The sequence below is a fragment of the Janthinobacterium sp. B9-8 genome, assembly GCF_000969645.2.
GTDB lineage: Bacteria > Pseudomonadota > Gammaproteobacteria > Burkholderiales > Chitinibacteraceae > Iodobacter.
Map to the genome: position 1 here is coordinate 2,403,339 of NZ_CP014222.1, position 17,417 is coordinate 2,420,755.

Consider the following 17,417-nt stretch of genomic DNA (forward strand, 5'->3'; position numbering starts at 1 on the left):
ACTGCGGCTAGCACCAAGAAGCTACATTTATAGAGAACACAATGAGCTCAGAAACACACAATCCGCTCACCCTGATTAGCCAGCAAACACTGGCACACTATCAGGCCAATGCAGAAAGCTTCAAAGCAGGCACGGCGGATCATGATGTCAGCCAGAATATTGCGGCACTGCTCCGTCATATCCACACCGCCGCTCCTTTCGATATTCTGGATTTTGGCTGCGGCCCCGGCAGGGATTTAAAACAGTTTGTAGCACTCGGCCATCACCCCGTAGGCCTCGATGGCACTGCCCGTTTTGTGGAAATGGCCAAAGCAGAGTGTGGCGTAGACGTTTGGCAGCAGGATTTTCTGGCACTTAACTTACCAGTTGCTCGCTTTGACGGCATCTTTGCCAACGCCGTTTTATTCCACATCCCCAGCCAGGAGTTAGCACGGGTATTAAGCCAGCTCCATGCCGCACTCAGGCTGGGCGGCGTGCTGTTTAGCTCCAACCCACGCGGCGATAATGTAGAAGGCTGGAATCAAGGCCGCTATGGTGCGTATTACAATCTGGAAACGTGGCAAAGCTATTTAATCGCCGCAGGATTTATCGAGCTAGAACACTACTACCGCCCTGCTGGCCTGCCACGAGAACAACAGCCTTGGTTAGCCAGCGTTTGGCGGGCCATTTAATACCACGTTTAGCGCATCAATACCTGTATGTTTTTAGCTGCACTACCCTGCTCTTTACTGGATAATCCCCCTCTTTCTTTCGCCCTGCCATTCTTGCATGCACACACTGTCACAACTTCGCTCTGGGCAACTCAAAGGCATTAAGCGTCTGGATTTATCTTGTGGGCTGACCACTTTCCCGGAAGAAATCTTTTCCCTAGCGGATTCCTTAGAGATTCTGAATTTATCCGGCAATGCGTTATCCTGCCTGCCCGATGATTTACCACGACTAAAATCTTTGAAAGTGATTTTTTGCTCAGACAATCAATTCGATCATTTGCCTGAAGTGCTAGGGCGCTGCAGCAAGCTCAGCATGGTGGGATTTAAAGCCAATCAAATTCAAACAGTCAGCGCAGCGGCTTTGCCATCAGAACTACGCTGGCTGATTCTTACAGACAATCAAATCAGCCATTTACCCGCCGAGCTAGGCCAGTGCCATGCCTTGCAAAAACTCATGCTGGCCGGTAACCGGCTGCAATCCTTACCCGAAACGCTAGCCGCTTGCAAAAATCTGGAGCTGATCCGTATCTCTGCCAACCAGCTTCAAGCTTTACCAGACTGGCTATTTAGCTTACCTAAATTGGCATGGCTGGCCTTTGCAGGCAATCCCTTCTGCCCAACGCCTGCAGCACAGCACGCACCAGCAATTCACTGGCAAGATCTAGAGGTGGCCGAGCAGTTAGGGGAAGGCGCTTCCGGTGTGATTTACAAAGCACTGTGGCAACAAGAAAAACCCAGAGCTGTCGCACTCAAGCTATTTAAAGGCGCACTCACCAGCGATGGTCTGCCCCAAAGTGAGATGGCCGCATGCATCGCAGCAGGAGAACATCCCAGCTTAATTGGTGCCATTGGCCAGGTAGAGCATCCCGATCAACACTCGGCGCTGCTCATGCCGCTGATTGATGGCTTTAGCAACCTTGCCGAGCCGCCAAGCTTAGAATCGTGCACCCGTGATATCTATGCTCAAGATCAGTATTTCAGCCTAGAAAACACATTAAAGATTGCCCATAGTATTGCAGCCGCTGCCGAGCATTTACACGCAGCCCATATTCTGCATGGCGATTTATATGCGCATAATATTTTAATTAGCCCAGAGAATGAAACACGATTAGGCGATTTTGGCGCGGCGTCTTTTTATACCCCTGAGCAAAACTTGCTCCAGAATATTGAAGTACGCGCTTTTGCTTGTTTATTAGAAGAATTACTTAGCCGTACACAGGGATCAGCGGCGACTTTAGATAAGCTGGCTAATCTGCAAATAAGCAGTGCACAAGCCACAATCAGTGCAAGGCCCTCATTTTCAGAAATAAAGAAAATACTAAGCTCTTTATAAAAAAGCATCATTAAAACACTCTCGTTTTAATGATGCTCAATCTCATCATCAGCGAAAAGAAGAGAAATATCCGGAAAGGATTTTTGAATCCGCAATAAAGCGCCAACCACGCTAGGATCAAAATGTGAGCCACTACCTTTTACAATAATACTCATCGCATCTTCATGCGAAAAAGCAGGTTTATAAACCCGCTTAGAAACCAAAGCATCATAAACATCAGCAACCGCCATTAGCCTTGCCGATAAGGGAATATCCTCTCCCTTTAAACCTTGTGGGTAGCCGCTACCATCCCATTTCTCCTGATGGCTATAGGCAATTTCACGCGCATAATGCAAAAATTTATCTTCTTTTGTTCCTAAATAACTCTCTACCGAAGTAATCACATCCCGCCCATAAACAGTATGCATCTTCATTAAATTAAATTCTTCATCGGTCAGCTTACCCGGCTTTAATAAAATATGATCAGGCACACCCACCTTGCCAATATCGTGCATAGGCGCTGATTTATAGAGCCACTGTATATTTGCCGGTATTAATTCATCACTAAACCGCGGGTCGTCCGCCAACTCCAAAGCCAAAAGAGCCACAAAATGCTGCGTGCGCCGCAAATGCTTACCTGTTTCGTTATCACGTGTTTCTGCTAAAGACGCCATAGCCAAAATAGTAGCTTGCTGTAAATGGGCAAGCTCACGCGTCCGCTCTTGAACTAAATGCTCTAAATATTGATTCTGATTTTTCAAAAACACCTGAGCCGCTTTTAAAGCCAGCTGTGTCTGTACCCTTGCCAATAAAATAGAAGGAATAATTGGCTTGCTAATATAATCCGCCCCCCCCACAGAAAACCCCTCCTCTTCATCTTCTATTGCTGTTTTTGCAGTCAGAAAAATAACCGGTATATCTTCTGTTTCTTGGTTTGCTTTTAATCTTGTGCAAACTTCATAGCCATTCATATCCGGCATCATCACATCTAATAAAATTAAATCTGGCCTTGGATCTGCAAGTACCAAACGCAAAGCCACCTCGCCATGATTGGCCACTTTCACACGATATTTATCCCGCAACAAACCATTAAGCAACATTAAATTGTCTGGCGTATCATCCACCACCAGAATAGTTGATCTATTTTCCTGCATTTGTAACGGATCCATATCTACTCCTTACAGCACTAAGCATTCTGCATTAAATCAAACTGGAAACTGATTCATCCATTGAAGCGCATCATTAAATGCAAACTGATTAATAAGTCTTAACAATTCATGGCTCCGTCCTGCCCATAAGCATTCAAACTTCTGCTGATTCTCTTCAAAAAATTCACCCGCTGATGCATCCCCTTCCTGCAATAGCCGCTGCAAATCGTCAAACAACTGCTTCTTATCCTCCATACTTAATATCATTTCGTCCATAGACAAAATAGCAGTCACTTGCGCCTGGTTTTCTTCTGGAACAATATAAAAAAATCGAAGAGCATCCAGCAAACGAGCCGCCACATCAGCAACATCATCCAGTATCTCTAAGATAATTACTCTCGCCTCACCCTGCCCAAGTGCAAACTCAAGTTGTCCGGATACTTTTTGCAATTCATTTGCACCGATTGTTGCTGAAATTCCCTTAATTGTATGTGCATGCCGCTTCGCATCAACCCAATTACCTTCAGCAATCGTTTCAGTAAGGCTTAACTGAATTTTAGGCATTTCGTCTAAAACTTTAATTAATAAACGCCGATAAAAATCCGGGTTACCCATCGCATACTTCAGCCCCATCACCATATCCAAACCGGCAATTTCCAATGGAAGGCCTTGAATAGCAGAACCATGATTATCTTCAGCCTTAACCGCTGCTGCCTGTGGGATATCCCGTTTTACTTCCGGCAACCATTGAATCAGTTTTGCAATTAATAAATCCGGGTCAATAGGTTTAAGCAAATGATCGCTCATTCCAGACTCTAAACTCATTTTCTTATCTTCATTCATTGCTAATGCAGTCAAAGCAATAATTGGAATATCTGCCAAATAATGACCAGCACGTATTGCCTTAACAGCACTCCAACCATCCATTACAGGCATTTGAATATCCATCAAAATCAGATCAAAAACCTCTTTTTCTAAAATATCAAGTGCCTGTTGCCCATCACAGACCACCATCACCTGCATTCCCGCATCCATTAATATTTCACTAGCAACTTGCTGATTTAATGAATTATCTTCTACCAATAAAATACGCGATCCATAGCGACTTGCCAGAGCTTGACGCTGCTGATTCTTCAATAGCGCAGGCGATGCTAATTCCACGTCCTGCTTGTCCTTTTTTAATGAAAGACTAAACCAAAAACAACTCCCTTTATTTTCCTCACTCTTTAACCCAATACGCCCCCCCATTAAGCTCACTAATTGCTTAGAAATAACTAAACCTAAACCAAGTCCGCCAAATTTTCTGGTTGCCGAAGTATCTGCCTGGGCAAAGGCTTGAAATAACTGAGCTTGCTGCTCATGACTCACTCCTACACCGGTATCAACAATTGAAAATTTGATACTCACCTCATCATGACTTTCTGACTCAAGCTCAACCAGCAACTCAACCTGCCCGCAAGTAGTGAATTTCACGGCATTTTCCACCAAATGCAGTAAAATTTTCTCTAAACGCTTAGCGTCTCCTATTAGCACGGAAGGTAAATAATCAGGCGTTTTCAACAGTAAAGAAAGCCCTTTTTCCTTGGCTTCAACCGTTACTTTTTCAAGCACACTATTTAATACACTATGCAAATCAAAAACAAAAAGATCCAACTGTAGTTGGCCTTCTTCCATTTTTGAAAAATCGAATATATCATTAACGATATTTAGTAAATGCTCGCTGGACCTCTGAATAACTTCAATATAATTTTTTTGTCTGATATTTAAATCGGTTTTCAGTACCAGATGAGTCATCCCAATAATGGCATTCATAGGAGTACGAATCTCATGGCTAATGTTTGCCAGAAAATCTCGTTTTATTCTTAAAGTTTCATCTAATATTTGCTGAATACGCTCTTTTCCTCTTGCTGCATCATGCAAGAGAGGGTTCGCCGTAATAAGCAGGCAAACATTTGCACCTTCACTACTTGGGTGAGGCAATAAGCCCAGCCTCATTTCAGCATCAAAAAAGCCGCCCCCCAAGCATGACCAACTAAATAAGCTGGCTTCAGTTAAGCTATCCGTATCACTCATGAGAGTAAAACTATCCAATTGCTCTAGAAACTTGGCTCTTTGATCTGGGATGAGCAATTGTTCAATCGCCAAACCAAACAGCTTAATTTCAGGGTAAGCAAATAGGCTAATTGCCGCTTTATTGGCCCAAACAACCTTACCATCTGCCCCCAGTAGCAGCATGACTTCTACTGAAAAATTACAAATACTCCTATAGTTTTCCTCAATATCCAACTGTCCCTGCTTACTCTGCTCTAAAGTGCGCCCATGTAAATCAGCCACTTCAGCAAGCTTCTGCTGAAAATCTGCCGACACGCCCATGTCTGGCAGCAATGTTATTTGAGTTTGCACACCACATACCCCACTCATTAATCCCCCTATAAGCCACCAAACTCAAGCTACCCATTAATGGCTGCAAGAATGAACACGGTTTACTTCCTAAAGCACTGAGTAATAAAGCATAGTAGATGCTTACACCAATATGCTGACAACATTAATTCTAGATCAAAATTTTAGATAATTCTGCACCCATGAAAATTCAAAAATAAAAACCAGAATAGAATGCTTCATTACAGACAAGCATAATTCCAAGCTGGATATGCCGCTATATTTTAAAAAGAGATTAAATAAAGTAAAAAAAGAAAAGCAAGGCCAGCTGATCAGCTTATTAAGCAGCGATCAAATACTTAATATGGGTGCATAGCACATAGCATGACTTGTAAGCCTGCTTCAGCGTATGCGATAGATCAATAACCGCTTCGTATATAGGCCAACAATCTGTGCGCAAGATCCCATATCTAAGCCGAGTTAGCGACGTAACTTATTAAAAAAAGCCCAACTAGTGGGCGCAGAGAAAAGACGTAGCCATATGGGTCGGGTTAGTGGCTCGAACGTGCGAGGTTTAGCTCGCGTAGGTTGAGTTAGGGGCAGCAATTCCTGGCCCACCTACACCCATTCACCCCAACCGCCCAAAACGAGCTGGCGTTAAACCTTGCAAACACCGGCGAATAAACCATAAAACGCATGAAGAATGTCAGTTCTCCGCAGGTCGGGTTAGCGGTCTGCGTGCGAGGTTTACCTCGCTCAGCGTGCATAACCCAACAGCAAACCGCAGAGGCTTGATTTTGTAATTGCACTACAGCGGCTTTCCTTTCGCGCAAAGCAAAACCCCCGCCTCTTTCGAGTACGGGGGTTCTGTTTACTGCATAAGGTGTCTGGCAATGACCTACTTTCACACAGGTAATCTGCACTATCATCGGCGCTAAGGTGTTTCACTGTCCTGTTCGGGATGGGAAGGAGTGGGACCACCTCGCTATGGTCGCCAGACTTTAACGGGTTAACACGTTGTGCTTATTGCTCCACAACGCATTCAGTTCAATAGAAGAAGTAATTCAATACTCAAACTTAACTCTTAATCTGGGTAGATTATACCGTCGCGCACACGCGTCTCAGGTTATAGGATCAAGCCTTACGGGCAATTAGTATCGGTTAGCTTAACACATTACTGCGCTTCCACACCCGACCTATCAACGTCCTGGTCTCGAACGACCCTTTAAAAGGCTTAAAGCCTTGGGGAAATCTCATCTTGAGGCGAGTTTCGCGCTTAGATGCTTTCAGCGCTTATCTCTTCCAGATTTAGCTACCCGGCGATGCCACTGGCGTGACAACCGGTACACCAGAGATCTGTCCACTCCGGTCCTCTCGTACTAGGAGCAGCCCCCCTCAAATTTCCAACGCCCACTGCAGATAGGGACCAAACTGTCTCACGACGTTTTGAACCCAGCTCACGTACCACTTTAAATGGCGAACAGCCATACCCTTGGGACCGGCTACAGCCCCAGGATGTGATGAGCCGACATCGAGGTGCCAAACTCCGCCGTCGATGTGAACTCTTGGGCGGAATCAGCCTGTTATCCCCGGAGTACCTTTTATCCGTTGAGCGATGGCCCTTCCATTCAGAACCACCGGATCACTATGTCCTGCTTTCGCACCTGCTCGACTTGTCTGTCTCGCAGTTAAGCCGCCTTATGCCATTACACTATCAGTACGATGTCCGACCGTACCTAGGCGACCTTCGAGCTCCTCCGTTACAATTTGGGAGGAGACCGCCCCAGTCAAACTGCCTACCATGCACGGTCCCCGATCCGGATAACGGACCAAGGTTAGAACCTCAAAGGGGTCAGGGTGGTATTTCAAGGACGACTCCACACAGACTAGCGTCCATGCTTCAATGTCTCCCACCTATCCTACACAAACCACTTCAAAGTCCAATGCAAAGCTACAGTAAAGGTTCACGGGGTCTTTCCGTCTAGCAGCGGGGAGATTGCATCTTCACAAACATTTCAACTTCGCTGAGTCTCAGGAGGAGACAGTAGGGCCATCGTTACGCCATTCGTGCGGGTCGGAACTTACCCGACAAGGAATTTCGCTACCTTAGGACCGTTATAGTTACGGCCGCCGTTTACTGGGACTTCAGTCAAGAGCTTGCACCCCATCATTTAATCTTCCAGCACCGGGCAGGCGTCACACCCTATACGTCGTCTTTCGACTTTGCAGAGTGCTGTGTTTTTGATAAACAGTCGCAGCCCCCATTTCTCTGCGACCCATTTCTGCTCCAGCCGCAAGGGCCTTCACATACTCTGGGCTCACCTTCTCCCGAAGTTACGGTGATAATTTGCCGAGTTCCTTCTCCTGAGTTCTCTCAAGCACCTTAGAATTCTCTTCCTACCCACCTGTGTCGGTTTGCGGTACGGTCAATATAAAGCTGAAGCTTAGAGGCTTTTCTTGGAAGCATAGGATCAATCACTTCAGTCCGAAGACTTCGTCGTCACGTCTCAGCGTTAAAGCAGCCCGGATTTGCCTAAGCCACACGCCTACTCGCTTAAACCACCTATTCCAACAGATGGCTGACCTACCTTTCTCCGTCCCCCCATCGCACTTTACATCGGTACGGGAATATTAACCCGTTGTCCATCGACTACGCATTTCTGCCTCGCCTTAGGGGCCGACTCACCCTGCGCCGATGAACGTTGCGCAGGAAACCTTGGGTTTTCGGTGTGCGGGCTTTTCACCCGCATTATCGCTACTCATGTCAGCATTCGCACTTCCGATACCTCCAGCATCCTTCTCAAGACACCTTCGCAGGCCTACGGAACGCTCCTCTACCATATGCACATCGTGCATATTCGCGTCTTCGGTTATCAGTTTGAGCCCCGTTACATCTTCCGCGCAGGACGACTCGACCAGTGAGCTATTACGCTTTCTTTAAATGATGGCTGCTTCTAAGCCAACATCCTGGCTGTCTATGCCTTCCCACCTCGTTTTCCACTTAACTGATTATTTGGGACCTTAGACGGCGATCTGGGTTGTTTCCCTCTTGACCATGGACGTTAGCACCCACAGTCTGTCTCCCATGCTCGCACTTGACGGTATTCAGAGTTTGCCATGGTTTGGTAAGTCGCGATGACCCCCTAGCCATAACAGTGCTTTACCCCCGTCAGTGATACATGAGGCACTACCTAAATAGTTTTCGAGGAGAACCAGCTATTTCCAAGTTTGTTTAGCCTTTCACCCCTATCCACAGCTCATCCCCTAATTTTGCAACATTAGTGGGTTCGGACCTCCAGTGCGTGTTACCGCACCTTCATCCTGGCCATGGATAGATCACTTGGTTTCGGGTCTACGCCCAGCAACTATGCGCCCTATTCGGACTCGGTTTCCCTACGCCTCCCCTACTCGGTTAAGCTTGCTACTGAACGTAAGTCGCTGACCCATTATACAAAAGGTACGCAGTCACCCCATTTTTCAAGGGCTCCCACTGTTTGTATGCATCCGGTTTCAGGTTCTATTTCACTCCCCTCCCGGGGTTCTTTTCGCCTTTCCCTCACGGTACTGGTTCACTATCGGTCGATGATGAGTATTTAGCCTTGGAGGATGGTCCCCCATCTTCAAACAGGATTTCTCGTGTCCCGCCCTACTTGTCGCATGCTTAGTACCAACCAATCTTTTTCGTGTACGGGGCTATCACCCACTGTCGCCAGACTTTCCAGACTGTTCCACTAAAGTTTGATTTATCACATGCAGGCTCTTCCCATTTCGCTCGCCACTACTTTGGGAATCTCGGTTGATTTCTTTTCCTTCGGCTACTTAGATGTTTCAGTTCGCCGAGTTCGCTCTACACTGCCTATGTATTCAGCAGTGAGTGACCCAAAAGGGCCGGGTTTCCCCATTCGGATATCTACGGATCAATGCTTATTTGCCAGCTCCCCGTAGCTTTTCGCAGGCTAACGCGTCCTTCTTCGCCTATCATCGCCAAGGCATCCACCAGATGCACTTAGTCGCTTGATCCTATAACCTCAAACACGTGTTGCACTCTATTCGTCAATGAAGACGAGCAAAGCGATTCACATCCTTAAAGTATCTGATTTCGCTTTGTTTGCGACATCGATCATTCAGTTCTGACTTCGAATAATCGATTTTGATACAATCTACCCTTATTTATTTCTAAATTTGAGTATTACTTCTTCTATTTTTTTAAAGATCAATTTACTGTCTTGCTGATTTTAGAAATCAGAATTAATGTGACTTTGATAAGCCCTATTAATTCCGAATCCTATTCAACAATCCTTAAACCTACAGTCGATGAGTGTGAGTACTCAATCCAAAAGACTTTTCTCTTGAAAGGAGGTGATCCAGCCGCAGGTTCCCCTACGGCTACCTTGTTACGACTTCACCCCAGTCATGAATCCCACCGTGGTAAGCGGCCTCCTTACGGTTAGCCTACCTACTTCTGGTGAAACCCATTCCCATGGTGTGACGGGCGGTGTGTACAAGGCCCGGGAACGTATTCACCGCGACATGCTGATCCGCGATTACTAGCGATTCCGACTTCATGGAGTCGAGTTGCAGACTCCAATCCGGACTACGATCGGTTTTATGAGATTAGCTCCACCTCGCGGCTTGGCAACCCTCTGTACCGACCATTGTATGACGTGTGAAGCCCTAGCCATAAGGGCCATGAGGACTTGACGTCATCCCCACCTTCCTCCGGTTTGTCACCGGCAGTCTCCTTAAAGTGCCCAACTAAATGGTAGCAACTAAGGACAAGGGTTGCGCTCGTTGCGGGACTTAACCCAACATCTCACGACACGAGCTGACGACAGCCATGCAGCACCTGTGTTCAAGTTCCTTGCGGCACTCCTCTATCTCTAAAGGATTCTTGACATGTCAAGGCTAGGTAAGGTTTTTCGCGTTGCATCGAATTAATCCACATCATCCACCGCTTGTGCGGGCCCCCGTCAATTCCTTTGAGTTTTAGCCTTGCGGCCGTACTCCCCAGGCGGTCTACTTCACGCGTTAGCTGCGTTACTAAGGAACGAATTCCCCAACAACTAGTAGACATCGTTTAGGGCGTGGACTACCAGGGTATCTAATCCTGTTTGCTCCCCACGCTTTCGTGCATGAGTGTCAGTATTAGCCCAGGGGGTTGCCTTCGCCATCGGTGTTCCTCCGCATCTCTACGCATTTCACTGCTACACGCGGAATTCCACCCCCCTCTGCCATACTCTAGTTGAACAGTTTGCAATGCAATTCCCAGGTTGAGCCCGGGGCTTTCACATCACACTTAATCAACCACCTGCGCACCCTTTACGCCCAGTAATTCCGATTAACGCTTGGACCCTACGTATTACCGCGGCTGCTGGCACGTAGTTAGCCGGTCCTTATTCTTCCGGTACTGTCATCCCCAATGGATATTAGCCACTAGGATTTCCTCCCGAACAAAAGCGCTTTACAACCCGAAGGCCTTCTTCACGCACGCGGCATTGCTGGATCAGGCTTGCGCCCATTGTCCAAGATTCCCCACTGCTGCCTCCCGTAGGAGTCTGGACCGTGTCTCAGTTCCAGTGTGGCGGATCGTCCTCTAAGACCCGCTACAGATCGTTGCCTTGGTGAGCCTTTACCTCACCAACTAGCTAATCTGATATCGGCCGCTCTAATAACGAGAGGTCTTGCGATCCCCCTCTTTCCCCCTCAGGGCGTATGCGGTATTAGCTATCCTTTCGGATAGTTATCCCCCATTACTAGGTACGTTCCGATATATTACTCACCCGTTCGCCACTCGTCAGCGGTGCAAGCACCCTGTTACCGTTCGACTTGCATGTGTAAAGCATGCCGCCAGCGTTCAATCTGAGCCAGGATCAAACTCTTTAGTTTAATCACTATGCTAGTACTTACTGGCTTACTTTATTCAGAGCAACCATCGCTGGTTACTCCTTACTAATGCAAGCACTTGTTTCGCTTCCAAATCAAGCACTCACACTCATCGACTGTATTTTTTTAAAGATCGTTTCGCCACTGCTCGAACACTGTGTTGCTGTGTGTGCTGCAGCGAGAGGCCGAAATATACCTACTCGACCCAATCAGGTCAACATCTGAGTAGCAACAAACCCTAGGAAAATAGCTAAGTCATTGATTTGCATAAAATCGACTATGACTTAAAAATTCGACTTGTAGAATCACAAACTGCCCTCATCTATTATTTAATCTAAAAGATGGTTTTAAGGACCCAAAATGGCCAATGTTTTAATGTATAGCACCGGGGTCTGCCCTTACTGCGTGATGGCTGAACGTTTATTAAATAAAAAAGGCGTCACCGAGATTGAGAAAGTGCGCATTGATCTAAACCCAGAGCGCCGCGATGAGATGATGACGCGCACGAACCGCCGCACCGTGCCGCAGATTTATATTGGCGAGCGCCATATTGGTGGCTTTGATGATTTAGCTGCGCTAGATCATGCTGGTGAGCTGGATGCTTTACTGGCCGCGTAATACAATCAAAGCAAGATAGACGGTAGCAATCTGCCCCGAAATCGTGCGATGATTTCGCCTCAAGTTTTACCCCACCAATATAAATAGAAGATAAGGATTTGCCATGAGCGAACAGAACCAAGAGCTTCAGCCCGTTTTTGCTATTCAAAAACTGTATGTAAAAGACATTTCGCTTGAATCCCCAAACTCACCGCAGGCCTTTCTAGAACAAGCTGAACCCGAATTTAATATTCAGTTCCGCAATCAGGCTCGCAGCTTTGACAATGGTTTTTATGAAGTATCTTTAACCGTAACTGCTCAAGCTACCGTAGAAGATCGTACTATTTTCTTGGTTGAAGTAACCCAAAACGGTTTATTCAATATTGAAAACGTCCCTGAAGGTGAAATGGATCCGCTACTGGGCATTGGTTGCCCAAGCATTCTGTTCCCATACCTGCGCGAAGCGGTTTCTGATTTGACCACGCGCGCGGGCTTCCCACCGCTGATGTTGCAACCGATCAACTTTGAAGCAATCTACTTGCAGCAGCGTCAGCAAGCAGAAGAGCAGGCAGCAAATGCACAAACCACTCATTAAACTGAGTGTGATCGCTGCGTTGGTCTTATCTGCCAACGCGGCTTTTGCTCTTGAATACCGATCCATTGCCCGCCATGGCGTCGTTTTATCAGAAGCACCTGGTAATGAAGCTAAAAAGCTATTTTTAGCCAGTAAAGGCACGCCGCTGGAGCTGCTTACTGAACAGGGCGACTGGGCCAGGGTGCGCGATCGCACCGGCAGCTTAGCCTGGTTGAAAAAAAGCGACCTATCCAGCAAGCACACAGTACAAGTATTACGTAACGCGCCCGTATATAAAGCCGCTGATGCAAAATCAGCCCTTCTTTATCGTGCGGGTAAAGATTTGTTACTGGACATGCAGGAAAACACACGAACCGGCTGGCTAAAAGTGAAGCACCGTGACGGCGTAAGCGGGTTTATTCGCATTGAAGAAGTGTGGGGCGTATGAAATTAGCCGTATTGGGTGCAGGCTCTTGGGGCACTGCGCTCGCCATCCGTTTTGCTGACCGGCATCAGGTTACCCTTTGGTCACGAGATATCAATCAAGCGCAAGAAATGCAAGATTTGCGTGCTAACCCTCGTTATCTGAGTAATGCGATTTTTCCCGCCTCATTGTCTGTTACTGGCGACTTAGCCTGCGCCGTACGGGATGCTGAACTGGTTTTGATTGTTACACCAATGTCAGGCTTACGTACTTCGCTTAAAGCATTGCACAATTTAAATTGCAAAGCCGCCGTACTTTGGGCTTGCAAAGGCTTAGAAGCAGGCACGATGCTGTTGCCGCATCAAGTTGCCAAAGAAGAAATGGCCGATGCAGTGCCGCGCGGCATGTTATCCGGCCCAAGCTTTGCCCAAGAAGTGGCTCAAGGCCTGCCTGCTGCAGTCACCATTGCCGCGAGCGATGCACAATTTGCTCGCCACACCGTAGAAGAGCTCAATACCTCGGTATTACGCCTCTATGCCAGCGATGATTTAATTGGCGTAGAAATTGGTGCAGCCGTTAAAAACGTGATTGCGATTGCTGCAGGTGTATGCGATGGCTTAAGCCTTGGCCTGAATGCTCGTGCGGCACTCCTGACCCGAGGCCTTGCCGAAATGGCACGCTTTGCCGCAGCCCTGGGCGGTAAAACAGAAACCATGATGGGCCTTGCCGGAATCGGCGATTTAATGCTGACTGCAACAGGTGATTTATCGCGCAATCGCCGAGTCGGCTTATTGCTGGCTCAGGGCTTAAACCTGGACGATATTTTAAAGAATTTAGGCCATGTAGCAGAAGGTGTACCCACCGCACGGGAAGTATTGCGTCAGGCCAATGAGCTGGGCATTGAAATGCCGATTACTGCGGCTGTATGCAAAATGCTGTTTGAGCATATGCCCGTACAGGATATTTTATCTGAGCTCATGGGGCGCAGCCCAAAAATGGAATCAGAACGCAACTGAGCCCGCCTTTCCTAAGCAAATAAGCCAGTGCAGTTTGGCCCGCAGGCCAAACTGCTAAACCGCCTCAAATGAAGCGACTATACCGATCACGGTCCCGGCTTCATTATTCTCAAAGCATTTTCATCAAATTTTGCCAAAGTAGGTAAGACCAGATAGCGATCCGACTCTGGCACGCCAAACCATTTAGCCAAGGGCCACGCCAACTGCTCGACGGATAGATCAGGAATATAACGCCCCTGCCCCACATCATCAGCACCACCAATCACAGGCAAAGGAACCCGGCCATGAATTTGCCCTCCTGCTACAGCGCCCCCCATCACAAAATGATGGCTTGCCCAGCCATGATCCGAGCCATCGCCATTGCTGCTTAAAGTGCGGCCAAACTCAGAACCGGTAAATGTAGTGACCTGATCCTGTAAACCCAACTCAGTTAAAGCCCCATCAAATGCCGTTAACGCATCATTCAATGCTTTTAACAAAATAGGATGCTGGGAAGACAAGCGATCGTGCATATCAAAGCCGGCCAGTTGCACCATAAACACCTGCCGCTGATTACCCAGCTGGCCACGCGTGCTAATTAGCTTAGCGACCATTTTAAGTGAGTCAGCCAGTGAATTATTTGCAGGAAAAGACGTATTCAGCACCGGTGCTGCTTTAAGTGCTGCATCCAGTTGGGCTGAGGTGTTTAAACCACGCTGTGTTACTTTGACGTATTCGTCCTCCAGGTAATTATTTTTATTGCTACTCATCAGCGCTTTTAATTCACTGATATAGCTCGGACCAAACAAATTGGTCGACCCCCACAGCAAGAGCGGATTACCACCGGTGCCTACAGCAAAGCTACGCGCTTGCTGACCGCTCAGATAAAGACCATTCCCCCCAACCGAAATACAACTCAGTGCGGCATTACCATTGCCACTCAGAAACAAATCTCCCACTCGCCCACCCCAGCCTGAATCAGCGCCCTCCGCCATCGATGACATCCAATAACTTTGCTGATCATTATGCGAAAATAATTTAGGCGGTAAGACTGCAGTATGGTTTTGGTACTGGGCTTTCGTCGTAGGCTGAGCCAAAGGCCCCATATTAGCAACGATCCCTAAGCGCCCCGCTGCAAATAAAGTCGCCAAGCCGCTTAATTGCGGTGCCAGCGCCATTTGGCGGCCATCACTCAATAAACTTGCCAGAGGAAGAAGCCTGTCGCGAGGTGTAGCAATCGTCTGACGAATGTTTGCGTAGGCTTGATAACTTTGCAAATCATAGGGAACCACGGTGTTTTGGTGATCATTGCCACCTGCCAAAAACACACACACCAAAGCCTTATAATCACTGGGTGAGGCCGCCGCTGCGGCTTCACTCATCAAAGACAAATTAAAAGCCATCGGCGCAGCAACGCCTGTGGCCGCCAGCATACCGGCGCGACGTAAAAATTCGCGACGAGAAAGTGTATTATCCATCGGGATTCCTATTTCAAGACCAGATATTCTGGGTTGCTCAGCACCATTAACAACATCGCAATCACGCGGTTTTGTTTCAGGACATTAACTCTGACAGGGTTAGGATCGCTAATGGGCAACTTACTAATACTATTAATAATGGCCGTTTTAACGCCCGCACTTAGCTGCCCACATGCAAATAAAATATTAAACCGCTCAAGCAAAGCATCTGGTCGATCGGCAAGGGCGTTTTCATCGTCCAAAAAGAGCGATAAACCTGTCTCTTTAATATCGCTTTGACTTGTACCATTGGCATCGTTATACGTTCGCAAGGTACTGCTTCGCGAATCGATCAGCAAATTGTACAAATAGTTAATCAGCACAATGGTTGATATTTCCGACACGATCTGCATTTCTGGCGCAACCAGCCCTTGCTTTGCCAGCTCAGACCCTGGCGGTGCATAACCCGGTCTAAAGAAATTAAATACACTCGATGCCCCCAAAGGCACTTGCCCTATACGCCAGGCCGGATCATTCGTATTACCCAGCCGCCATGCGCCATCCGGGCTTTTATAATCCAGCGTGCGAATCAGCTGTGCCAGACGAATCATCGGCTCTCTGTGCTTACCCGCCGTTTGCCCAATCAGATCGGGGGCCTGCCTTGCCTCTGGGTCCAGTAAAATGGCCCTCAGCACCGCTTTTAAATCCCCGCGAACTTGCTGACCATTATTATTAAAGGCCATCGCAACACGAGCGATATACGCCGGAGAAGGATTGCTGCAAACAAAACGCTGTATAAGCTGCTTGCCAATAAATGGCCCTACATTGGGATGATTAAACAATGTATCCAGAGCAATTCCCAGCGAGGCCGGCCCTGACGATCCGGCGGGAATGGACACACCGAGAAAGTTTTTTTCCAAAGGAGAATGATACGCCGCTTGAAAAGCCATCGGCTGCCGCGTTGCTTCAATATCGGGATTAGCAGAATTAAACTGCAGCGGGGCAGACCAGCCTGTAAATACTCTCGCCAAATTGCTCACTGTATCGAGGGTATACGTCTCAATCGGCTTGCCATCTGCGCCTTTTTTCAGCGAACCATCCAGATTTAACTCATACAAGCCAATGGTGAACAGCTGCATCACTTCACGGGCAAAATTTTCATCCGGCCGGCGGCCTCTGCTGTCTTCTTTTATATTGCCCAGCATGCCCAGCATGCGCCCCATAGCAATACTCAGCGTGACATCCTCTAGCAACGTTCTAAAATTACCAAAAGCACTTTTTTGCAATAAATCCATAAAGTGGCTCATCACCAAGACCTTGATCGGCCCCGCCACATCGACCCCAGCATAGCTCACTACAAAAATCTCTGATAAAGCCAGTGTCATTCTTTGCCGCAATACATCCTGACCAACAATATCCTTGCCTGCAGCACTCTTGCCCACAAAAATACTTTGCCACATCACATTGGGCACGGCCTGCCAGTTCTGATAAGCCGGTAAATCACGCTCGCGTAATTCTTTGGCATACTCCCAGCGAGTCACAGGAGGGATCGTATCAAATTGCTGGCTAAGCCAAGCTTCGTAGCCACTTAACTTCAGCGCTTCCAGATCCGCAAACCGGCCACCAAAACCCGCTTGCGCTAAAAAGCGCGCCGCCTCAGCGTCTGTTTGCGGTTTGGCCACCACAGGTGATGTGATTGCGGCAGGCGCGCTTGGGTCGCTTTCTGAGCCACCACACGCAGCCAAAGCCAACGTGGCTGCCAGCGCCAGCCCCAGCTCTGTGCTCACCGGTTTTTCCGGTGCTTGTACTAAATCTGTATCCACGGCGTCTCTCACTTTATTAAAATATAAGACTTTTCTTATGTTAATTCGAGACTAAGAAAATGCGAGTTAAATAGTGATGAACGGAAGCCCCATAACTTTAAATATTTCCTACAAA

The 17,417-nt window shown here is 47.6% G+C and carries 10 protein-coding genes and 3 rRNA genes; 6 read left to right on the forward strand and 7 right to left on the reverse strand.

Going from position 1 to position 17,417, the window contains the following annotated elements:
- Positions 1-41 precede the first annotated feature (41 nt).
- Both VN23_RS10730 and VN23_RS10735 read left to right on the forward strand, forming a co-directional pair.
- Entirely contained in the window at positions 42-671 is a 630-nt protein-coding gene (locus tag VN23_RS10730; RefSeq protein WP_046352146.1) for a class I SAM-dependent methyltransferase, read from the forward strand.
- Between the two features lie 97 nt (positions 672-768).
- Positions 769-2,043, forward strand: coding sequence for a leucine-rich repeat-containing protein kinase family protein (locus tag VN23_RS10735; RefSeq protein ID WP_046352147.1), 1,275 nt, complete (start codon positions 769-771; stop codon positions 2,041-2,043).
- 26 nt (positions 2,044-2,069) lie between these two features.
- Here VN23_RS10735 and VN23_RS10740 read toward each other — a convergent pair whose 3' ends face one another.
- From VN23_RS10740 to VN23_RS10760, 5 genes are all read right to left on the reverse strand, one after another.
- Positions 2,070-3,191 carry an HD-GYP domain-containing protein gene (locus tag VN23_RS10740; RefSeq protein WP_046352148.1) on the reverse strand — a complete coding sequence of 374 codons (1,122 nt, stop codon included), beginning with the start codon at positions 3,189-3,191 and terminating at the stop codon, positions 2,070-2,072.
- Between the two features lie 36 nt (positions 3,192-3,227).
- Entirely contained in the window at positions 3,228-5,591 is a 2,364-nt protein-coding gene (locus VN23_RS10745; protein ID WP_052746610.1) for a response regulator, read from the reverse strand.
- A gap of 843 nt (positions 5,592-6,434) precedes the next feature.
- Positions 6,435-6,548: ribosomal RNA gene (rrf, locus tag VN23_RS10750) — 5S ribosomal RNA — on the reverse strand.
- 131 nt (positions 6,549-6,679) lie between these two features.
- A 23S ribosomal RNA gene (locus VN23_RS10755) occupies positions 6,680-9,569 on the reverse strand.
- A gap of 332 nt (positions 9,570-9,901) precedes the next feature.
- Positions 9,902-11,435, reverse strand: a 16S ribosomal RNA gene (locus VN23_RS10760).
- Together the 16S, 23S and 5S rRNA genes form the textbook arrangement of a ribosomal RNA operon.
- A gap of 357 nt (positions 11,436-11,792) precedes the next feature.
- Here VN23_RS10760 and grxC point away from each other — a divergent pair.
- From grxC to VN23_RS10780, 4 genes are all read left to right on the forward strand, one after another.
- Positions 11,793-12,050 (forward strand): glutaredoxin 3, encoded by a 258-nt coding sequence (grxC, locus tag VN23_RS10765; RefSeq protein ID WP_046350868.1) that lies wholly within the window; start codon positions 11,793-11,795, stop codon positions 12,048-12,050.
- A gap of 103 nt (positions 12,051-12,153) precedes the next feature.
- Positions 12,154-12,624, forward strand: a complete 471-nt coding sequence (gene secB / locus VN23_RS10770) for a protein-export chaperone SecB (RefSeq protein ID WP_046350867.1) — start codon at positions 12,154-12,156, stop codon at positions 12,622-12,624.
- Positions 12,605-13,051, forward strand: a complete 447-nt coding sequence (locus tag VN23_RS10775) for an SH3 domain-containing protein (RefSeq protein WP_046350866.1) — start codon at positions 12,605-12,607, stop codon at positions 13,049-13,051. The genes secB and VN23_RS10775 overlap by 20 nt, the downstream gene beginning before the upstream one ends.
- On the forward strand, positions 13,048-14,043 hold the full coding sequence (locus tag VN23_RS10780; RefSeq protein WP_046350865.1) for an NAD(P)H-dependent glycerol-3-phosphate dehydrogenase: 996 nt from the start codon (positions 13,048-13,050) through the stop codon (positions 14,041-14,043). Before VN23_RS10775 ends, VN23_RS10780 begins: the two co-directional genes overlap by 4 nt.
- An 86-nt stretch (positions 14,044-14,129) precedes the next feature.
- Here VN23_RS10780 and VN23_RS10785 read toward each other — a convergent pair whose 3' ends face one another.
- Positions 14,130-15,500, reverse strand: a complete 1,371-nt coding sequence (locus tag VN23_RS10785; protein ID WP_046350864.1) for a DUF1501 domain-containing protein — start codon at positions 15,498-15,500, stop codon at positions 14,130-14,132.
- An 8-nt stretch (positions 15,501-15,508) separates the two neighbouring features.
- Positions 15,509-17,302: a DUF1800 domain-containing protein gene (locus tag VN23_RS10790; RefSeq protein ID WP_052746466.1), complete on the reverse strand. Its 1,794-nt coding sequence runs from the start codon at positions 17,300-17,302 to the stop codon at positions 15,509-15,511.
- Positions 17,303-17,417 lie beyond the last annotated feature (115 nt).